This window comes from Ruegeria atlantica (genome assembly GCF_013033965.1).
Classification (GTDB): domain Bacteria; phylum Pseudomonadota; class Alphaproteobacteria; order Rhodobacterales; family Rhodobacteraceae; genus Ruegeria; species Ruegeria atlantica_D.
Genome location: NZ_WQFE01000010.1, coordinates 55,053 through 73,391 on the forward strand (window position 1 = coordinate 55,053; position 18,339 = coordinate 73,391).

Annotated in this window: 23 protein-coding genes; 11 read left to right on the plus strand and 12 right to left on the minus strand. The window is 54.0% G+C overall.

What is annotated here, in order from left to right:
• Positions 1-18: 18 nt before the first annotated feature.
• Complete coding sequence (locus tag GOW16_RS16775) at positions 19-363, plus strand: YbaB/EbfC family nucleoid-associated protein (protein WP_170417098.1); 345 nt, start codon at positions 19-21, stop codon at positions 361-363.
• Between the two features lie 64 nt (positions 364-427).
• On the plus strand, positions 428-1,021 hold the full coding sequence (gene recR / locus GOW16_RS16780; protein WP_170417100.1) for a recombination mediator RecR: 594 nt from the start codon (positions 428-430) through the stop codon (positions 1,019-1,021).
• A 16-nt stretch (positions 1,022-1,037) separates the two neighbouring features.
• Here recR and GOW16_RS16785 read toward each other — a convergent pair whose 3' ends face one another.
• A complete protein-coding gene (locus tag GOW16_RS16785; RefSeq protein ID WP_170417102.1) occupies positions 1,038-1,649 on the minus strand; it encodes a hypothetical protein in 612 nt (203 codons plus the stop codon).
• A gap of 197 nt (positions 1,650-1,846) precedes the next feature.
• Here GOW16_RS16785 and GOW16_RS16790 point away from each other — a divergent pair, with 197 nt between their 5' ends.
• Entirely contained in the window at positions 1,847-2,335 is a 489-nt protein-coding gene (locus GOW16_RS16790; RefSeq protein ID WP_170417104.1) for a hypothetical protein, read from the plus strand.
• On the opposite strand, the gene GOW16_RS16795 is transcribed toward GOW16_RS16790, so the two are convergent.
• Positions 2,332-2,961, minus strand: coding sequence for a ribonuclease T2 family protein (locus GOW16_RS16795; protein ID WP_170417106.1), 630 nt, complete (start codon positions 2,959-2,961; stop codon positions 2,332-2,334). The two genes, GOW16_RS16790 and GOW16_RS16795, sit on opposite strands and share 4 nt — an antisense overlap.
• Before the next feature lie 130 nt (positions 2,962-3,091).
• Between GOW16_RS16795 and GOW16_RS16800 the strand changes: the two genes are divergently transcribed.
• Positions 3,092-3,853 (plus strand): DUF1013 domain-containing protein, encoded by a 762-nt coding sequence (locus GOW16_RS16800; protein WP_170417108.1) that lies wholly within the window; start codon positions 3,092-3,094, stop codon positions 3,851-3,853.
• Between the two features lie 52 nt (positions 3,854-3,905).
• Positions 3,906-4,295: a hypothetical protein gene (locus tag GOW16_RS16805; protein ID WP_170417110.1), complete on the plus strand. Its 390-nt coding sequence runs from the start codon at positions 3,906-3,908 to the stop codon at positions 4,293-4,295.
• A 465-nt stretch (positions 4,296-4,760) separates the two neighbouring features.
• Here the strand turns inward: GOW16_RS16805 and GOW16_RS16810 are convergent, their stop codons facing one another.
• The 6 genes from GOW16_RS16810 to GOW16_RS16835 form a co-directional block, all read right to left on the minus strand.
• Positions 4,761-5,588: an MBL fold metallo-hydrolase gene (locus tag GOW16_RS16810; RefSeq protein ID WP_170417112.1), complete on the minus strand. Its 828-nt coding sequence runs from the start codon at positions 5,586-5,588 to the stop codon at positions 4,761-4,763.
• Positions 5,589-5,620: 32 nt separating this feature from the next.
• A complete protein-coding gene (locus GOW16_RS16815) occupies positions 5,621-6,244 on the minus strand; it encodes a protocatechuate 3,4-dioxygenase (protein ID WP_170417114.1) in 624 nt (207 codons plus the stop codon).
• Positions 6,245-6,259: 15 nt separating this feature from the next.
• On the minus strand, positions 6,260-6,652 hold the full coding sequence (locus GOW16_RS16820) for a DoxX family protein (RefSeq protein WP_254429822.1): 393 nt from the start codon (positions 6,650-6,652) through the stop codon (positions 6,260-6,262).
• A gap of 91 nt (positions 6,653-6,743) precedes the next feature.
• Complete coding sequence (locus GOW16_RS16825) at positions 6,744-7,133, minus strand: nuclear transport factor 2 family protein (RefSeq protein WP_170417119.1); 390 nt, start codon at positions 7,131-7,133, stop codon at positions 6,744-6,746.
• A gap of 261 nt (positions 7,134-7,394) precedes the next feature.
• On the minus strand, positions 7,395-8,258 hold the full coding sequence (locus tag GOW16_RS16830) for an MBL fold metallo-hydrolase (protein WP_170417121.1): 864 nt from the start codon (positions 8,256-8,258) through the stop codon (positions 7,395-7,397).
• A gap of 17 nt (positions 8,259-8,275) precedes the next feature.
• Positions 8,276-8,881, minus strand: a complete 606-nt coding sequence (locus GOW16_RS16835; protein ID WP_170417123.1) for a DsbA family protein — start codon at positions 8,879-8,881, stop codon at positions 8,276-8,278.
• 95 nt (positions 8,882-8,976) lie between these two features.
• Between GOW16_RS16835 and GOW16_RS16840 the strand changes: the two genes are divergently transcribed.
• Complete coding sequence (locus tag GOW16_RS16840; RefSeq protein WP_170417125.1) at positions 8,977-9,879, plus strand: LysR family transcriptional regulator; 903 nt, start codon at positions 8,977-8,979, stop codon at positions 9,877-9,879.
• A 467-nt stretch (positions 9,880-10,346) separates the two neighbouring features.
• On the opposite strand, the gene GOW16_RS16845 is transcribed toward GOW16_RS16840, so the two are convergent.
• Positions 10,347-11,099, minus strand: a complete 753-nt coding sequence (locus tag GOW16_RS16845) for an SDR family oxidoreductase (RefSeq protein WP_170417128.1) — start codon at positions 11,097-11,099, stop codon at positions 10,347-10,349.
• A gap of 274 nt (positions 11,100-11,373) precedes the next feature.
• On the opposite strand from GOW16_RS16845, the gene GOW16_RS16850 reads away from it, so the two are divergent.
• Genes GOW16_RS16850 through GOW16_RS16860 form a run of 3 tightly spaced genes read left to right on the plus strand, consistent with a single transcriptional unit; the run spans position 11,374 to position 13,191 of the window.
• Positions 11,374-11,805, plus strand: coding sequence for a carboxymuconolactone decarboxylase family protein (locus GOW16_RS16850; protein ID WP_170417130.1), 432 nt, complete (start codon positions 11,374-11,376; stop codon positions 11,803-11,805).
• The gene (gene sigJ / locus GOW16_RS16855) at positions 11,789-12,691 is read left to right on the plus strand and encodes an RNA polymerase sigma factor SigJ (RefSeq protein WP_170417132.1); all 903 of its coding nucleotides are present in this window, start codon (positions 11,789-11,791) and stop codon (positions 12,689-12,691) included. Before GOW16_RS16850 ends, sigJ begins: the two co-directional genes overlap by 17 nt.
• 23 nt (positions 12,692-12,714) lie before the next feature.
• Positions 12,715-13,191 carry a RidA family protein gene (locus GOW16_RS16860; RefSeq protein ID WP_170417134.1) on the plus strand — a complete coding sequence of 159 codons (477 nt, stop codon included), beginning with the start codon at positions 12,715-12,717 and terminating at the stop codon, positions 13,189-13,191.
• An 894-nt stretch (positions 13,192-14,085) separates the two neighbouring features.
• On the opposite strand, the gene GOW16_RS16865 is transcribed toward GOW16_RS16860, so the two are convergent.
• Positions 14,086-14,865, minus strand: a complete 780-nt coding sequence (locus GOW16_RS16865) for a VOC family protein (protein ID WP_174864301.1) — start codon at positions 14,863-14,865, stop codon at positions 14,086-14,088.
• 302 nt (positions 14,866-15,167) lie between these two features.
• On the opposite strand from GOW16_RS16865, the gene GOW16_RS16870 reads away from it, so the two are divergent.
• Complete coding sequence (locus GOW16_RS16870) at positions 15,168-15,782, plus strand: LysE family translocator (protein WP_170417138.1); 615 nt, start codon at positions 15,168-15,170, stop codon at positions 15,780-15,782.
• A 215-nt stretch (positions 15,783-15,997) separates the two neighbouring features.
• Here GOW16_RS16870 and GOW16_RS16875 read toward each other — a convergent pair whose 3' ends face one another.
• On the minus strand, positions 15,998-16,792 hold the full coding sequence (locus tag GOW16_RS16875) for an SDR family oxidoreductase (RefSeq protein ID WP_170417140.1): 795 nt from the start codon (positions 16,790-16,792) through the stop codon (positions 15,998-16,000).
• A 170-nt stretch (positions 16,793-16,962) separates the two neighbouring features.
• Positions 16,963-17,295 (minus strand): hypothetical protein, encoded by a 333-nt coding sequence (locus GOW16_RS16880; protein ID WP_254429823.1) that lies wholly within the window; start codon positions 17,293-17,295, stop codon positions 16,963-16,965.
• Between the two features lie 303 nt (positions 17,296-17,598).
• Here GOW16_RS16880 and GOW16_RS16885 point away from each other — a divergent pair, with 303 nt between their 5' ends.
• Positions 17,599-18,246, plus strand: coding sequence for a TetR/AcrR family transcriptional regulator (locus GOW16_RS16885; protein ID WP_170417142.1), 648 nt, complete (start codon positions 17,599-17,601; stop codon positions 18,244-18,246).
• The last annotated feature ends 93 nt before the right edge of the window (positions 18,247-18,339 follow it).

Here is an 18,339-nt window from a genome sequence, read left to right on the forward strand (position 1 = left end):
ATTTGCAGGAGAAAAGCAATGCTCAAAGGACTCGGCGGTCTGGGCGATATGGCCAAGATGATGAAATCCGCACAGGATTTGCAGACCAAGATGACGGACATGCAGGAAGAGTTGAACAACATGATGGTTGTCGGCGAATCCGGCGCGGGGCTGGTGAAAGCCACCGCCACCGCCAAAGGTGAGCTAAAAGGTCTGGACATCGACCCGTCGATCTTCAATGGCGACGACAAAGAAGTTGTCGAAGATCTGATCCTGGCGGCCATCAAGGATGCACAGACCAAAGCGGCCGAACGCTCGCAGGCCGAGATGGCAAAACTGACCGAAAGCATGGGTCTGCCCGCAGACATCAAGCTGCCGTTCTGATAGACACTCCTGACGACCCAAAGGCCGGGCACCCCTGCCCGGCCCTTTTGCAGGAGCACGCGCGTTGAGTTCGAACAGCGATATCGACAATCTGATCGACCTGATGGCCAAGCTGCCCGGTCTCGGGCCTCGCTCGGCCCGTCGCGCGGTGCTGCACCTGATCCGCAAGCGTGCGCTGCTGCTCACGCCTCTGTCTGATGCGATGCAGCAAGTGGCGGTGACCGCCCGCGAATGCCTGAATTGCGGCAATGTCGGCACCACCGACATCTGTGACATCTGCGACAGCGAGGCCCGCGCGACCGGAGAGCTGTGCGTGGTCGAGGACGTCGCCGACCTTTGGGCAATGGAACGTGCCGGTGTCTTCAAAGGCCGCTATCACGTGCTGGGTGGCACGCTGTCGGCATTGGATGGCGTCGGCCCGGATGAGTTGCGTATCCCCCGGCTTAAAGATCGGGTTCTGGCCGAAGGGATCACCGAGGTCATTCTTGCGCTGAACGCCACCGTCGATGGTCAGACCACCGCGCATTACATAGCGGATCAGTTGGAGGGGCAGGTCCGCCTGACCTCACTGGCGCAGGGTGTGCCGATTGGCGGCGAGCTGGATTATCTGGATGACGGGACGATCACAGCGGCGCTGAGAGCAAGGAAAGAGTTGTAGCTTTATCGCTCGCGGTTTATGCAATTTGTACGATACGCGATTTTGCACATAGGGGATCTTCTTCGAGAAATTGGGCGGCCGCCTTCTTCATCAGTTCGAAGTCACCTCCATAAAAGTACAGAGCCGTTTCGCTGCTTCCTTCCCAATAGCCCCGAAAACTACCGATACTCTCCAACAACTTCTCAAGGTGCCCTATAGTTTCGTTTACGTCAGAATTTGCATAAACTTCATCCGGCAAATCCGTTCCGTTAAGAAAAATGCCCATTCCCTCAGCCTGACCGAAGGGGACGTCCGCTCTGTCAGAGGAAAACTTCAAAAACGATCCCTTTGGGGCTCCCAATTCCTCAAGGGTTCGCGTGATTTTCAGAATGGTTGCATCGGTTTCATCATTTATCGCGATCTCGAGATCACAATACGCGATGCCGTCTGGATCTCCGGCTAACTGAGTGCCACCACCAGTAACCTCACCCAAGTCTGCACTTCGAAGCACCTCGTCCAATGGGTCCTCAAAGTAATCCCCACGATCCATAGGCTGAACGCGTGCATTCAACTGTGCGATGACAATCTGCTGATCGTTCGTTTCAGCCTTTGCGTCTGTATTTTTGCCGAAAAGTCCGAACTTAAACACTTTTTAACCTCGAGAGTGCTTTTGACAAATGTCACCTGCCAATTATGCAAAGGTTCGACTGCTTGAAAACACCCGAAGTCTAGGGGAACTGTTTCATATCGCTGCTGATGCAAATTCAACAACAAGGCGCTGACTTTGGTGTTCTAAAAGGCTAACAGTTCACTAGGACTTAAGGACCAATGTGTTTGGAAACTGTCATGACCCGCCTTCTCGCCTTCACCTTCGCCGCCTTCACCGCCACCGCCGCTTTGTCGCAGGAACTCATCGACAGGGGCTTTGTTGACGGCTGGAACATCATGATGGACCCGGCGCTTGGGAATGGGTGTCTGATTCAGACGGTGTATCAGGATCTCTCGGTGGTGCGCATTGGCTATGACGCGCTGGACAATCGCGGGTATTTCGCCGTCTACAACAAGGCGTGGGGCGACATTAAACAGGGTGAGAGTTATCCGATCCGGTTCGACCTGGACGGCAAAAGCTATGACGCCACAGCCATCGGCTTCAATCAGCGTGACGTGCCGGGGGCGACGGTGTTCTTTACCGACCGCAGCTTCGTCAACGCGATTGCGCAGAACAAGACCATGACGGTCTATAACCCCGCGGGTGAGACGGTGATGGCAATCGATCTGAAAGGCACGGCCAAAGCGCTGGAATATGCGCGCGACTGCCAGAACAAGAAACTCTAACGAATCGGATCAAACTGCGCATCTTTGGCCGTACAATCGCGGATCACGTCTCGCCCACAAGGCACGGGTTCAAGGTCGCGCGACAGGCACAGGCGCACTTCCTCGATATAGCCCTGCTTGCACGTGACAGTGATCATGTCGCGCTCAAGGCCGGGGTTGGCTTTCAGAAAGGCTTCTTCGACGACCGAGGCCGGCAATTTGACCGTGGCGTCCAGCCTGCGGAACACCTGAGGGCGCTCGACCCCCTCATACGCCTGCCGAGACAGCGCATAATAATCAGGCGCACTGAGGCCCGAGCAGGTCCCGTGCTTTTTCCATTGGTGCCATGCCAGACCGGAACTGCCCTGAATATCGGTCATTTGGCGTGTCAAACGACGTGTTGGTGGTGCCTCAGATGTTCGGCAAAACGCAGGCCAGCCCTGATGGTACTGAGGCCACAGACCATGCAAAATCCACCCGTGATCATGGCGCGCATCGCATTGGTCCGACCCGCGCGCGTCACCTTCGCGGGCGCACCAGTTGGGCGACCAGCTGAGTGACAGAACGTAGTAGTCGAACTCGCCTGCCTTTTCGCCGTCCGCAAACGCTGCAACGGCACTCAGAATCCACAACATCACCCAGCGCATTCGCCTCTTCCCTTCTTGCCTTTGCGCGACTATATAGACCCCAAGTTCCCCGACAACGGAAACCTGCCCCAAGACCAAGGGGCCGCCGAATTCCGGCGACGGGACAGATGTATTTATAGGAGACGGGCTGATGGCAAAACCGCTTATGGCCAAGGCAACAGCCGTATGGCTGGTGGACAACACCACGATCAGCTTCAAGCAGATCGCGGATTTCGTGGGCATGCACGAGCTTGAGGTGCAGGGCATCGCAGACGGCGACGTCGCAGCAGGCGTGAAAGGGTTCGACCCCATCGCAAACAACCAGCTGACCCAGGACGAGATCGACGCGGCGCAGAACAACCCGCTGCATAAGCTGAAGCTAAAGTTCAATCCTTCGGCGGCAGGCGAAGAAAAGCGTCGCGGTCCGCGCTACACGCCTTTGTCCAAGCGTCAGGACCGTCCGAACTCGATCCTGTGGCTGGTGAAGTTCCATCCAGAACTCAGCGACGGTCAGATTGCCAAGCTGGTGGGCACCACCAAGCCGACAATCCAGTCGATCCGCGAGCGCACGCACTGGAACATCTCGAACATGCAGCCGATCGATCCCGTTGCCCTGGGCCTGTGCAAACAGTCCGAGCTGGATGCGATCGTGCAGAAAGCCGCGGCCAAGAAAGCAGCAGAAGGCGGCGTCATGAGCGATGACGAGCGTCGCAAACTGGTTTCGACCGAGCAGTCGCTGGAAATGGACGCCGCGCCGAAGATTCCGACCGCCATTGAAGGTCTGGAGACCTTCTCGCTGTCTGATGAACCTGCGGAAGAGAAAGAAGACGAACCGATCATCGATGCGGACAGCTTCTTCAACCTGCCCAAAGGCGGTGCTGACGACGAAGACGAAGACGATCTGCGCCCCTAACGCACAGACAGCCCCGGCCTGAACGGACCGGGGCTTTTTTAACGAGAAGACCATGCTGAACGTTCTTTCCAGGCTGTTTGGACCGCACCGCGCCGTTTCGATTTATGCCTTCATGAAAACCTGGGGTTTACCTGTGGCAGGTGGCGTGGGTCTTATCGCCGTCGCCGCCGGATTGCTGGTCTTCAACGACAGCGGCGAACATGAGCATGAGGCATTCATGACCGTGAACGTCCTGTCGGCGACACCCATCAACGGGGACCTCAAGAACGGAGTTATCGCTTCGGTTCGATTACCCGACGGGTCCGCGACCTCGGTCACGTCGACCGACGCGCCGATCTCCCAAACTGTTGGCACCACGGCCTGCATAGAAAAACGCGTGTATGTGGACAGTGGTGAGGCCCGGTATCGGTTCAAACTGCCCCGCTATTGCGAAACCGGTTAAAGAAAATCCGCCCCGGCAAGAACTGACACATTCCGTCCGATATGAGGTCTCCTATCATGCCCTGCCGAAATACTTTTAGCAGGGCATTAGTTAATACTTGAAATTCGACTTCAAAGTCGATGAAAGATCGGCCTGCCAATCAATCCGAAATGGTGTTTTTTTAGCTTCAGCTCGTGGTCGTGCAAAATTCAACAGAATTGGACTCAGCTTGGCCTTGAGGGGATCGGCCCTTTGCTGCCGTTCGCGGCATGCGCGAGATTGAGGTCAAGCTGAACTCACACCGCCGCAGAGTTGCCATTCACTGCTGAGTATCGCACGTGCAGAAGTTCGCAAGCGGCACAGCGCCGTTGAACGGGTGCCAAAACAACGTCCGCTGTGGCAACTTTATGATGACTGGGTATCGCTATCCGGCTTTTCACAGTCGGCTGCAAACCTCCGTGTTACAAACTCAAAGTAGGCAGGTATTCATTTCTCAACTGCTCCGCTGTTGATCAAATGCTGAGCCATGCCGCGCACATTACTCGGCCGCCAGGATTCGTATTGCTGCCAATGGCTTCGTCCGGTGTAGGTAAGTTCTTCGACCAGTTGGTTCGTCGATTTGCCGGCTTGCAGCCCTTTCAAAACATCTGCGCGCAGTTCTTCCATATAGAGCCGAACGTTTGTTAGGTCGTCATGATTGCCTACACGACCGTGGCCCGGCACGAAGATATCGAAATCGAGCGCTTCGGCGGTGAGTATCTGCTGATACCAACCCTCAACATTGTCACCACCCAAGCTGGTGTAGAACATGCGTTCGGGTGCAGCGACATCGACAAGAAAGATCACATTTTCAGGGCGCACGACCGTTGCGATCATGTCCTCTTCGTCTCCGGGCCCTAGATAGGTCAGTTCGATCGTGTTCTCGCCCAGCTGCAAGCTATGCTCCTGGTCGAACTGGAGATCGAGACTAACGCCTCCCAGTGTTACCGGAGCGTTCGAATGCGCGATGGCCTGAACATCGTCGCCATAGACGTCACCACCCGAGGCGTGATCGCCATGCGAATGCGAGAATATCAGGTGCGTCACTGGGTGATCCGTAAGTGCGGGAAGATTGTCCTGCAGTTTCTGTGCCGTGCGGCCGTTTGGATCGACAACAAGGGTCCCTTCGTCGGTGACGACAACCAGCGAATTGTAGCTGCCGTTCTGGAAGAAATAGACGTTGCCTGCGACATGGGTGAAGGCATCTGCGGATTGTGCTGTGGCAATGGCTGGTGTCAGGATTGCCATGGCTGCGGCGATCAATGCTTTTTTCACAATCTGTTCCTTTCTTGATCCGACCGAAGCCGTCAGACAACAATGTTTACGGTAGTTTCTGCGCCTTTCGGCCCTTCAGTGAATGCCATGGATACTGCCCGGGCTTCCGTCTTCGACATCCTGCGATAGAGCCCGTCTTTCGCATTGTCCGGATCACCATCAATATAGAATTGCGTGGTCAGCACCTCTCGGCGCCCATCAAAGACTTTCACATGGATGTGCGGTGTGCGCCCCGGATACTTGGTTGGCTTGATCGTGCGGAACGCATAATTGCCAGCCTCATCCGTGATATCGTGACCAAAGCCCTGAAAACCCTGATCGTATGGAACCGGACGATCATCGCCGGGATGCAGGTACTTTCCATTCACATCACATTGCCAAATTTCGATCCGTGCACCCGTTATCGGGATGCCATCGCGATCCGTGACCTGGCCTTTGAGCATAATGATTTCCCCGCCTGCCTCGCGAACAAGCCCTGCGATCTTGACCAAGTCACTGTCGATATCGCTCATGCGCATAGATCTGGTCGGATAAAATGGCCCTTCTGCAGCGCGCGGTGTCAACTCCGCAGCAAATGCGGTCCGGGACAGGAGTAGGCTTCCTGTAGCAGAAGTAATTCCTGCGAGAATCTTTCGGCGCGATTTTGAATGAGTCATCCAATTCCTCCTCAGCTATTCGCGGCCCATCTTGGCATCAAGGCTCCAGCGACCTGGGCCGGAAAATACAAAGTACAGGAAGATGAAGCAGTACAAAATTGCGGCATCACCGGCATTCAGGATCGGATAAAAGTTCAGCGGGGCGTGGGCTATGAAGTAAGCACTGGCCATCAAACCGGACAGAAGGAACGCGACCGGGCGCGTAAAAAGGCCCAGAACAATCAAGGCACCGCCGAACAGTTCCATCATGCCAGCAAACCATGGCATCGAGAATGTTGCGACCTCCCACTCTGGCGGCGTAGGGAAGTTCAGTATTTTCTGGGTTCCATGAGCCATAAACAAAAGACCCGTCATGACCCGCAGTATGCTGAGAACCCGCGGGGATTGATTGTTCAGAGCTGCTATCATTTGGTTCATTCCCGAGATTTGATCGGCGGCGCGTTTTTGAGCCCGCCGACTGATGTTGAGTGAAATCGGTATTCAGATGAGATGGAATGAACTATTCCATCGCTTCCTTTACAGGCGCGCTGTCGACGAACTGTTCGAATTTTACGATCTTGCCGTCTTCGACCTGCCAGACATGTGCAACGCGCGCCGAAAATGCCTTACCGGTTGCATTATACGTTCCGTAGTAGGTGCCGTAGGCGACGACGCGGTGGTCATCGGCTACATAATTTTCAGGGACAAACCGATAGCCGGTCCATTCTGAAGCCAACCGCGCAAACACGTTCTTCGCGATCTCGTCAAAACCGGTATAGGTTCCCGCATAGGGAAAACCCGCTGCCTCGGTCCATTTGGCGTCAGGAGCCAGATGCGCCTGAAGGCTGCGACCGTTTTCTTCGGAGGTTTCGCCTTCATAGGTGCTTTTGACAATTTCCAATGGAGTCATGTTTTGCTCCTGAGCGTTGACGGCAAATGTTGTCGCCGAAACGAATGCAAACAGGACAGCACCAATGGTGCTGCATTGCGTGATCTTGGTATTCGCGAACTTGCAAGACATGAAATTGCTTCTCTTCCTCGCGGCGAATGCAGTGTGGTTCACGGCAAACTGAGTTTTGCACTGTTGGTGATTGAGCGCCGGATTTGATGGGCCAGCGCCCAATTTGAAATACGGAAACCGAATTGGACGGCTTCTGATGCCGGGTTACGCTTAAGGCCAGGAACGCTCGCCCTCGATAACCTGGGCGCTTAGCTCCAGGTCGCTCACGTTCTCAAAGTTGGGATAGGCTGCCTGCATCGCGGCAATCAATTCTGCTGAACCTTCTGCCTTGTCCGCGGCGGCCTCGAAGGCGGCGACGTATTCTTTAGTAAATTCAACGATGCTTGCGTCCTCTGCACTGTCGCCAATGACGTGGCCCGGAACAATCCGCTCGGGATTCAATTCCAGAATCTGGTCCAATGTGGCACGCCAGCTGTCGCGGCTTTCCAGAGTTTGGTTGTCGGCCATCCAGACATGCACGTTTTCATAAAGGACAACACCGCCCAGCACGGTTTCTTCCGAAGGTATCCACAGAAAGGTGTGAACCGGATCGTGTCCATCGAGGCCGATCACCTGAACGGTTTCACCATCGACCGTCAGGCTATCGCCTTCCAGAACTTCAGGAACAATCAGTTCTGTTGGGGCATTCCCTTCCAGGATCGGACCCCAGAAATCATATTTAAGCTGGATAGTTTTCTCGATGCCTTTGACGGTCTCTGGTGTCGCGACAATTTTTGCATCCGGGTAGGCAGCACGGATCGTATCCAGCCCGAAATAGAAGTCAGGATCCTTGTGGCTGATAAAGACGGTCGTCAGGGTTTTTCCTGTTGCCTTGATCATATCAACCAGTTGCTGGGCATCGTCCTTTTCAAACTGGGCGTCCACCAGGATCACCTCGTTTGGGCCTTCGATCAGGTTCGATGAGACCGGGAACAGGCTACCTTCATTCGGGCTAAAGGAAGTGATGGTGAGATCAGCCGCAAAGGCTGTGGTTGAGAAAAGCACGGCTGCCGTGGAGGTGAGGATCGTCTTCATAGGGATGCTCCTTGCATTTATGCGGCCAGTGCCGCGATCTCTTCGGGAAGGGTGTAATAAGCTGAGATATCGACTTGGGTTGTTCCGCCATTGGTTTGCATCAACAGGGTTGGAACACCCGGCGTCCCGAATTGTGTTTGCATATTTGCTGCTTCCGCACTGATCTGCAGGGCGTGGTTTCTGCCTTCGTCCAACGGATGGTTCATACCGAACTCAATCAGTGCATTACGGACCGCTTCGCTGTTACCCGCAGAAACGCCGTCGATATAACGTGCCCGTTGCAAAACATGTGCCAGCTTCATCTCTGCCCTGGCGCCCTGATCATGAACGAAAGCTGCGGCGTATGCGGTCAGGCTGGAATCCAGCACTTCATCTGGGTTTCCCAGAATGTCTTGAACATAAGCGTCACTGAACGTTTGCCCGGTCAGCTGCTCAATGCGTCGGTCATATTGCAAAGCCATTCGCGCGAAGCCATCGCCCATTCGGTATGCATTTGCGCCCTGGAACAAATGGCGATGCATAACGGTAACATCAGTACCACTCTCAATCAGCGCATCAATCACTGGGGCGGCACCATAGCACCAGCCGCAATAGGTGTCATAAATGTAGGTGAAGCGCGTCATTGTAGTCTCCGTTCCGGTGAACCACAAATAATGCGCTCTCATTGTAAACCAAAGGCAAGTATTATAGATGCAATGTCAGCTAAAAGATGACAAATATGAAGAAATCAAATCTGAACCGCCTAGAGTACTTTGTCGCCATCGTTGAAGAAGGAACGATCACCGCAGCCGCCGAGCGAATGCGTATTAGCAAGGCTGTTGTCAGCAAGCAGCTTCAGCTACTGGAGGAAGAGCTTGGTGCGACTCTTGTTGTACGTAACTCGCGCCACCTGAATCTTACAGAAGTCGGACAGTCCTTCTATGAAGCCGCACGTGCATCAGTGGCACAGGCCGAAGAAGCCTTTGAAGCGGTAAGACAAGGGCGCACAGAGCCGACCGGAAACCTGCGCATCACTGCCCCTCTCGATATGGGCGTTACATACGTTTCGCCGGTCGTGGCCGAGTTTCGCATCGCGTATCCGGCTGTAACGATTGATCTCAAGCTAAGCGATACGCGGTTCGATCCGGTTGAGGCACGATTTGACATTGCATATCGGGTCGGCTGGCTTGCCGATTCCGCCAACGTTGCGCGCAAGTTGGCCGGATTTCAACAAATCGTTGTGGCGTCGCCAAAACTGGTCGAGCAATTTCGGCAACCAGAACATCCAGAAGAATTAGCAGCATTTCCGTTCGTCGAACACGGAGCCCTGCCGAACCCGCTGAACTGGCAATTTAAAAAAGCTACCGGTGAAATTTCTGACGTTCAAATGAACCCCGCGCTGCGAGCAGACGTAACACCCGCGATCAAGGCAATGGTAATCGAAGGGGCTGGGATCTCCATTCTGCCAGATTTTTTCGCCATGAGGGAAATTGAAAACGGCACATTGATACGGCTTGTTCCGAACTGGGCGCTTCCAACTGGAGGAATCTTTGCCGTTTACCCTCCCACTCAGTTTCGATCGGCAGCGACAAAACAGTTTACGGAGCTATTTGCGGAGAGACTTCGAAACAGTTTGGCGTAAGAAAAGGGTGGCGCGCATCAATTAATATTCGCGTTCGTCTAACATTGAAACGCTTGCATGCTAAGCAGAACTTAGCCCAGTTACTGAGAAAGTCGGCTTTGTCCGCACCCCTGCCAACTGTAAAGCGCTTGGGAATGTCTGGTTTGCGGGGGTCGCGACGGGTCGCGTATGCAAAGAACGGAAGCCTAATCGACGGCAGGTAGGGGCTCACAGCGAATGTTGTCAGGTCGATGCCCATCTGTGCGGGCGTGTTCCGTACCCTTTGGATGCCCAGCTCGCGTTAGCCCGTCAGATCTGTTTGGTCCACTAGTCAACCACCGACATACACTCCCGACTTAGGTCGGTAGAGTATCTTCTGATCGTGCAGCCGCCCAAGCAGATCCTGAATTCGGTGCAAAAGACAGTGTCTTGTAAGCGGACTGAACAGACATTGATCCAACCTGTACCAATGTCTGCTCTATATGTCATTAGAACTTGTTAATGGAGTTACCCCCATCTGCAAGCATCGCACTTCCGGTTACAAACGAAGCGTCTTCCGATAGAAGGAATTGTGCTGCGTTAGCAATTTCGGTGGGCTCAGCCATGCGTTTGAGCGCATGAAGACCTCTGACAACCTCATGGAACTTGGCGTCTTCGCCTGCCATCGGGGTCATTGTTCCACCGGGCAAAAGTGCATTCACCCGGATGTTCTCTGATCCATGTTCAGCAGCCAGGACCTGTGTCATACCGATCAAGCCCGCCTTTGCCGCAGCGTAGGCTCCCATTCCCGGGAGACCAACCGTGTGTCCGACAAAGGATGAGGTAAACACGATCGAACCACCACCTCGTTTGCGCAATGCCGGAATCTGAAATTTCGCTGCATAAAAGCCGCTGTTCAGGTTGACGGAAACAACCTTGTGCCAGTTGTCACTATCCATGTCTGGCAATGAACTCATGTCGCCCGTTGTGCCTGCATTGTTAAAAGCGCCATCGAGCCCACCAAAGCGCTTCTCGGCCAGTTCGACAAGCGCGCGAGCGTAAGCCTCATCGGCCACATCACCTGCAAGCGAAATGGCGTTACCGTTACTTTGCGTGATCTGTCCCACGATTTGCTCCAGTTGTTTTTCGCGGCGCGCGCCCAGAACGACGTTTGCCCCGCTGCTCGCGAACAAAAATGCCGCTGTCGCACCGATCCCGCTGCTCGCTCCGGTGATAATGATCGTCTTGTTGTTGAGTTTCATTGCCATGCCTTTCGTTTGTTACATGGCACTCCACTAAGGTAGCGGGGAACGGGATTGCGACCCGCTGCATGCGCATGCCCGACGCCCAAATAGGAAAGCGCATGATCCGGGTCGGTGCATTGATGGTAAGCCAAACACTCAATCACCACGCGGAATTTCAGACAAATAAAAACAATAAAACAATATCTTAATTGGATTTGCGGGCCGGCATGTCACAAAACCCATCCGACAATCGTCACTAGGGCATAAGATAAACAAACTAAGGAAAGTGACGATGAGCGCTTCAACAGCAGCCAAATACGAACAAACGATCCCCGACGTCCTCCAGACGATGGCGGGCGTGCACCAAGTGCTCGACACCCATGGGCTTGATCTGAAGATCCGCCATCTGGTTCAGCTTCGTGCCTCTCAAATCAATCGCTGCGGTTTTTGCATCAAGATGCACACGAAAGAGGCGCGGCAGAACGGGGAGACCAGCGAACGCCTCGACCGGGTGATCGCCTGGGATCAGGTGAACGACTTCACCGATGCGGAGAAAGCCGCACTCGAATGGACCGAAGCTCTGACCAGTTTGCACTTGAAATCTGATCTTGGAGCCATTCGCGCTCGGTTGAGTGGGCATTTCTCTGATGAAGAGATCGGCGCTCTTACCGCCGAAGTTGCAATGATCAATCTGTGGAACCGGATCAATGTATCGAAGCACTGAACTCACACCGTCAGAACTCAATGCTTTCCAAAGTATGCGACCGAGATTATCCGGCCTCGCCTACAGGGTTCTCGGCTCACTGAGCGATGCTGAAGATGCGGTGCAGGACACTTTTCTCAAATGGGCGGACACAGATCGCTCAACGATTGAGAATCCAAGCGGCTGGCTTGTCACCGTTTGCACGCGTCGCTGCCTCGACATGCGGCGCTCGGGCGACCGGGCGCGCATGGACTACGTGGGAGCCTGGTTACCGGAACCGGTACAGATTTCCGTCGATAGTGACGCCGAGAAGGACGTCGAGCTGACATCCAGCCTTTCGATGGCGTTTCTGATGATGCTCGAGCGGCTGACGCCGAAGGAGCGTGCAGCATTCCTGCTGCACGATGTTTTCGAGCTGTCTCATGCTGCCGTTGCGGAAACACTCGATACCTCTGAAGCCAGCAGCCGCAAGCTGGTGTCCCGAGCGCGTGGCAATGTGGGGCGTTCGGTTGTGCGTCACAACGCCTCTCCGGATCGGCAAATGGCGTTCCTGTCAGCATTCAAAACGGCAGTGACTAATGGGCAGATCGACGAACTGTCTCGTATGTTGGCGGCCGATGCTCGCCTGAGTGCGGATGGCGGCGGCAAGGTTCCCGCAATTCTTGAAGCGATCGAAGGTGCCATACCGCTCTGCAGTTTCGTTTCTTCCAAACTGCGCCGGTATTGGGCGGATCACGAATGGGTGCTGGTAAACCTGAATGGTATGCATGGCGCCTTGATCAAATTCGAGGAAACGACCACGGCGGCCCTCTCCTTTGCCTTCGACCACAACGGAAAGGTCCAGGACATCTATATCGTCCGAAACCCCGACAAGCTTACCCATCTCGACGCGGTTCACATCAACTGACACCCGCACCCGGGGCTCAAACCATGAAGAACATCATCCACACCATTGGAGCCACCGTTATGCTCACCTTTACTGCCAACCCCGGCTTGGCCGAAGGAATAAGATCCGTCAATCCGCCTGCCCTCTACGATCCAGCGCCAAATGGATACAGTCATGCGATGGTTGCGGACGATCTCGTCATGATCGCCGGACAAGGCGGGGAGAACTCGCAAGGCGACCTCGCGCCAGATTTCGAGTCGCAGGTCGCGCAAGCCTACCGGAACCTCGCTATTGCGCTCGAAGCTGCAGGCGCGCGCGCCAACCAAGTGGTGAAGCTCACCACGTATGTCGTTGATCACGATCAGGCGAAACTGGCCGTTCTAACGCGTCAACTCAAGGCCGTCTTCGGCACTCACTTGCCAACGCAGGCGCTTGTGCCCGTGCCAAGGCTGGCCCTCGATGGAATGCTCTTCGAGGTCGACGCCATTGCCGTTCTGGATTTTGGCAATGTGCAGCGCTGACGTGAACAGACGCAATTAAACCCTAGGGAGGCACCGGCTCAGATGTTTCCCTCATCAAACAGACAAGAAAGATTGACAATGACGGCAAGGATTCACTCCGGCCGCCCAGGGCACGTTTGTGACGAAGGTAGGGTGCGCTCTGAGATGCGCGAAATCCTGAAACTGGCGATCCCCACGGTGCTGGGACTGGTTTCCACAGTTGCTATGGGGGCCATAGATGCCGCAAGGTTCTGTTGCAATCTTTTGCGGACAATGAACTGTTTACGCAATTGCTGTGGAGCTAATCGGCCAGTTCTGCGAATTGGTGAAACGGACAGACTCCGGATATGAACTGACCTTTACTCACGGCCCTGAACGAACATTTACTGAGGCCGCAAAATGCTGCGCTTGCTGCCCGCATATCCGGCTGAATTCGACCAATGCATGTGTGGGTTGTTGAATTGAGATCACTCGTCTGGTAACTAGACGAACCGGAAACCCTGATACAGGAGAGATCAGATATGCTGAATTGTCAGACTTCAATGCTTCGCGCGGTAGGCGCAGTAGCCCGTTAAAGCGGTCTGACAGGTTTCCAATCTGAAGGCCGCCTCGTGAGCGGCCTTTTTTGTGTTTTACTCATGTGGCGGCTTTCCATCATTTCATGGAGAGAGCAATGCCAAGCTTATCACTTTACATTCCAATCAACCGATCGCGTGGCCTCTTACTGCGGCTAGCGGCTATCTTCGCCCGGCGATTAAGCGTGGAACGGCCTGTTTTGCGCAGAAGAACCGAGTTGCCGGCTCATCTGAGGAAGGACGTCGGCCTTCCGCCGGAGGTTGTACACCCACCTCCTTCGCATTATCGGTTCCCCTTTTAGGGAACCGACCAAGCAAGGGCATTAAGCTGCCCTTGCTCTTAACAATCGTTCTGTGTCCGGAGCGACGCGCAAACAAGAAAGAATAGCGCACCATTCGGATCGTAAAAGACCGGGCGGCGTGTGCGATCTGGATCAGTCGTGTCGATCTTGACTAGTTTTCCACCCAATCGTCGCACGTCACGACAGGCGGCGTTGACATCTTCAACTTTGATGCTCGGAATCCAGTGGGCATCTTCTTGTTCCTGAGGCAACACACGCAACTGCTCGGCAATTTCATAGCCGGACGGTAGTGAAATGATAGTATTTCGTAGCAGTTCGCTGTCGCGCCCGGGAATCCATCCGAACAATTCCGAATAAAATTCACCAGGGAAATCTGCTGAACTCGATAGATACCCGTCTACTCCAAATTGCCGCTGCTGCACCGGATAGGAGTGTCGGGACAGGCAGATACCGACCAATGCTCCCAAAGGGTCCCTCAAAAGACAGTTGCGACCAACGCCCGGCACCTCGAATGGCGGTCTCACAACGGTTCCACCGAGTCTCTCAACTGCCGACGCGGATTGATCTACATCTTCGACCTCCACATATGCGATCCATCCGTCGTCATAGTGTTGCGGTGTCTCTGCAAAGCCTGCACCAACCTCTTCTTGTGCCAAGGCGAGCACAAAGTCCTTCTCACCGCCGCCCCAGGCAAAATCCATCGCGTGCTCTGTCAAAAAGCTCCAGGAGGCAAGGTCTCGATAGAAGTCCATTGAGCGTGATCGGTCGCCCGTGAAGAGATCATGCCAAACGAATCGGCCGACCTTGTTACATGTCATGGTGGTGAGCTCCTATGATCCCCGCAATTCATACAATACTGGCCTGCGGTCGATTTGACCCAGGTCAACAACCATGATCGCGTTTTCTGAAACCCATGCTACCAATGAAAAAGCCGCCATTAACTGCGGCCTGACTTTCTTTCGGATTGGACCCTCTACAGACCTTCGCAGTTTTCTGCTTCTCTTGTTGCTCGCGACTCAATCCAGACCTTAAAGTCTTGGCTTTTTTGGCTCAGGCTGTTCGGGATGAAGCTGGCTCCTGGACAATGACTGCTAATGCTGTTCTCAAAAAGGAGTGTTCGATGGAACCGAGTCTGATATTCGCACTAGTTGGAGCTACCGTTCTCCTTGTTGCCATTCCTGGGCCGAACGTAGCATTGATTGTTGCAAACACGCTGGCTTACGGATTTCGCTTCGGCGCGATGACAGTGTTTGGCACCACTATTGGCGTGGCTTTGCAACTTGTCGTCGTTGTCCTAGGTCTGGCTGCACTCCTCGAATTTGCAGCCTACGCTTTTCTTTGGCTTAAATGGATCGGAGTGGCCTATCTGATCTATCTCGGCGTGACCACATGGCGTAAGGGCGTCGTGGACATCGAAAAACAAAGCGCCAGCGGTGAGCCGCTGACAGTACTCTTCTGGCAGGGCCTGCTAATCGCGACAATCAATCCGAAGACATTGATATTCAACACGGCATTCCTGCCTCAGTTTGTGGCTATCGGATCGGGGTTTTCTGCCTTGCTTTTTACCGCTGTGATCTTCCTTGCCGTAGTCATGCTCGGTGATCTTGTGTGGGCCGCTTCTGCGCAGATGTCGCGACCCGCAATAGTCAGGCTCGGACGATGGCGTCACAGGCTAACTGGTGTTCTTTTTGTTGGGTCGGGTATCGGTCTCGCTTTGGCCCGTGTTGATCGGTAAACAAATCTCTAGAACAGAAGTCAGTTGCTGTGCCTGGTCTAGAGTTCAGCATGGGTTCACAGGTGTCCTTATCTGCTTCGCTGGTCAGCGGTTGTTGGTGATCCGAACCGGACACTGCAGCATGCCTATCCGTCGCAGCAATACCAAAGCCCACCTGCGCCTCCGTGCTATAAAAGTCCAGACGACCGCTCGGTTGCGCTAACTCCTTCGCGCCTTCACTCGTCAGGAAGGGCCACAGACCCTGCAAGGATTCCTCCATCAATGTTAAGCTCAGCTCCGGTCATGTAGGTGGCTTCGTCGGATGCAAGCATAACAGCCAGTGCAGCCACCTCTGACGCTTCTCCAAATCGCCGCATCGGAGTATCAGCAACGATTTCCGCCTCTCGTTTTGCGCGGTCTGCACCTTCGCCTAATAGTGGCTCCCACATCGGCGTCATAATTGCCGCCGGATGGATTGAGTTACAGCGAATATCAAGACCCTGACTTGCACAATACAGTGCGACCGATTTCGTGTGATTTCGGATAGCAGCCTTTGAAGCGGCATATGCTGCCGCCATAGGCACACCTATGATGCCAGAGCGTGAAGAGATATTGATGATAGATCCGGCTTTCGCTGGGCGCATGGCACGAATAGCGTAGCGGCATCCGAGAAATGTCCCGTCACTGTTGGTCGCGTGAACCGCTCGCCAGTCTGAAAGTGTTGCGTTCTCGGGATCATGTGCAGGAGGTTGTCCGTCTATGGATCCTTCAAATCCGGTGATGCCCGCGTTGTTCACAAGCACATCAAGTACTGGGAATTGTGCTTCGATAGCCTCCCAGCCCATCTCGGAAGACACGTCCAGTTTTGCAAACTCCGCGCCTATTTCTTTGGCTGTCTTTCGACCAAGATCGACGTCTTTGTCAGTCAGGATGACCTTCGCTCCCTGGTCACAAAAAGCGCGTGCAATTGTGGCTCCAATGCCGCGCGCACCACCTGTCACAAGGGCTGTCTTACTGTGCAATCTGGGCATGTTTTTCCGATCATTTGTACTCAGGCCGGTTAGGCGCGCCTGCTCCAGACTACCAGTCTTCCAGGCTCATCGTAATGCTGCGCTTGATTGCCCTCACGCTTTCTGCACATCTCGATAGGTATTTGGTCTTCTAAGCGGCTCGTCGAAATCCCCGACAGCATAAGGTTTGATCAGTGTGAGTGGGACCGACGCATCTCCTGTAGCGACTTCCAGTATCCATACATACACAAGGCAAAAATCGACACGTTCCCAACAAAGTCGAGCAGCATCCAATGGGTGAACATCTCAACTACAAAGACAAAATAATAGTTGAAGATGAAGAACGGGATCGAGCCCACCAATCCAAATACCAGGAAGGTGGTAGGCGTAAACCGCGCAAGGGCCATAATGGTGCCTGTCAGAACAGCTTGTGCGCCAAAGCACGCCAACAATAGTCGGCTCGTTTCGTTGCCCACGAAGTAATTTGGTTTAAAAACAAGTTGCTCGACAGTACCTGGGAACATCAATGCCCAACCACCCAGTCCTAGAAATACACTCGCAAGCATGCGTTGAATGTTGAGAGCCGACTTAATTCGTTTCCTAGCTAGAGCGATGACAAAGCCAAAGACCTCGCCATGACCTGCTGCACTGATTGTGTACTCCCCTAATCAGAGCCTGTACATTGTGCGCCTTTCGTAGTGCAGAGGCTCATTGCGGACTGTAACTCCGGGCATTCCAGAGGTTCTAGCTAGCACAAACTGCCGACCAGACACGCTGTTCAGATTTTAGTGACACTTACGTCAGTAAGTTGTAGTTGGCAATAGGAGGTGATTGAGATTTCGGAACACACAGCAAAAACCAAGCGCCGTCGTCGCAAAAAGCACCGACCCGGTGAGATACGCCAGGCTGCACTGGAAGAGCTTCGTGAAAAGGGTCTTGCGGGGAGCACTTTTCAGGGAATTGCACGTCGTGCCGGGATTTCCCGGACAACGGTGTATCTATACTTCAATTCCAAGATGGACATCTTTGAGGCAGTGGCGCGCGACACTATGGAACGCGCACTTGACGAAGCGGCTCAGGCCATCGTGGAGTTTGAAGGGCCCTATGAGGAACTCTTTGAGAAAGTCATCGACCGGTTATACGATCAGCTTGTGGCGGGTGACGCGCGCTACATTTTCAAGGTCATGGTGGCCGAAGGACACGATCACTCAGAAATTGTTGCCTTCTACCATCGTGAGATTTTTTCAAAGGGTAACGCGACCTTGCGCCGCCTGATCAGCGCCGGAGTGGAGAGTGGCGAGCTCAGCCAACAGGCTTCAGGTTTGGATCCGCGGACCATTATTGCGCCAGCAATATTTGCAGGTATCTGGAGCCTGATCTTCAGCGGAATTGATCCCATGGATGTGGAAAAATTCAAGCGAGACCATGCAGGAATTTTTTTGCGGGGCTTGCTTAAGCGAGAGGACGAAAATTGAATTCAGGCACATACCAGCGTGTGTTGGTAAATCAAATGCCGAGGACACCGGTTGCGCGCGTTGAATGGCTAGAAAAAGGTCACTTTGGCGGAT

Bases quoted from the DNA above. Each gene is read 5' to 3' on its own strand.
- GOW16_RS16815 (WP_170417114.1), bottom strand. From the start codon at position 6,244: ATGACTCATTCAAAATCGCGCCGAAAGATTCTCGCAGGAATTACTTCT.
- GOW16_RS16870 (WP_170417138.1), top strand. From the start codon at position 15,168: ATGGAACCGAGTCTGATATTCGCACTAGTTGGAGCTACCGTTCTCCTT.
- GOW16_RS16790 (WP_170417104.1), top strand. From the start codon at position 1,847: ATGACCCGCCTTCTCGCCTTCACCTTCGCCGCCTTCACCGCCACCGCC.
- GOW16_RS16800 (WP_170417108.1), top strand. From the start codon at position 3,092: ATGGCAAAACCGCTTATGGCCAAGGCAACAGCCGTATGGCTGGTGGAC.
- GOW16_RS16865 (WP_174864301.1), bottom strand. From the start codon at position 14,865: ATGACATGTAACAAGGTCGGCCGATTCGTTTGGCATGATCTCTTCACG.
- GOW16_RS16860 (WP_170417134.1), top strand. From the start codon at position 12,715: ATGAAGAACATCATCCACACCATTGGAGCCACCGTTATGCTCACCTTT.
- GOW16_RS16835 (WP_170417123.1), bottom strand. From the start codon at position 8,881: ATGACGCGCTTCACCTACATTTATGACACCTATTGCGGCTGGTGCTAT.
- GOW16_RS16775 (WP_170417098.1), top strand. From the start codon at position 19: ATGCTCAAAGGACTCGGCGGTCTGGGCGATATGGCCAAGATGATGAAA.
- sigJ (WP_170417132.1), top strand. From the start codon at position 11,789: ATGTATCGAAGCACTGAACTCACACCGTCAGAACTCAATGCTTTCCAA.
- GOW16_RS16795 (WP_170417106.1), bottom strand. From the start codon at position 2,961: ATGCGCTGGGTGATGTTGTGGATTCTGAGTGCCGTTGCAGCGTTTGCG.
- GOW16_RS16880 (WP_254429823.1), bottom strand. From the start codon at position 17,295: ATGTTCCCAGGTACTGTCGAGCAACTTGTTTTTAAACCAAATTACTTC.
- GOW16_RS16845 (WP_170417128.1), bottom strand. From the start codon at position 11,099: ATGAAACTCAACAACAAGACGATCATTATCACCGGAGCGAGCAGCGGG.
- GOW16_RS16820 (WP_254429822.1), bottom strand. From the start codon at position 6,652: ATGATAGCAGCTCTGAACAATCAATCCCCGCGGGTTCTCAGCATACTG.
- GOW16_RS16830 (WP_170417121.1), bottom strand. From the start codon at position 8,258: ATGAAGACGATCCTCACCTCCACGGCAGCCGTGCTTTTCTCAACCACA.
- GOW16_RS16805 (WP_170417110.1), top strand. From the start codon at position 3,906: ATGCTGAACGTTCTTTCCAGGCTGTTTGGACCGCACCGCGCCGTTTCG.
- GOW16_RS16850 (WP_170417130.1), top strand. From the start codon at position 11,374: ATGAGCGCTTCAACAGCAGCCAAATACGAACAAACGATCCCCGACGTC.
- GOW16_RS16840 (WP_170417125.1), top strand. From the start codon at position 8,977: ATGAAGAAATCAAATCTGAACCGCCTAGAGTACTTTGTCGCCATCGTT.
- GOW16_RS16875 (WP_170417140.1), bottom strand. From the start codon at position 16,792: ATGCCCAGATTGCACAGTAAGACAGCCCTTGTGACAGGTGGTGCGCGC.
- GOW16_RS16825 (WP_170417119.1), bottom strand. From the start codon at position 7,133: ATGACTCCATTGGAAATTGTCAAAAGCACCTATGAAGGCGAAACCTCC.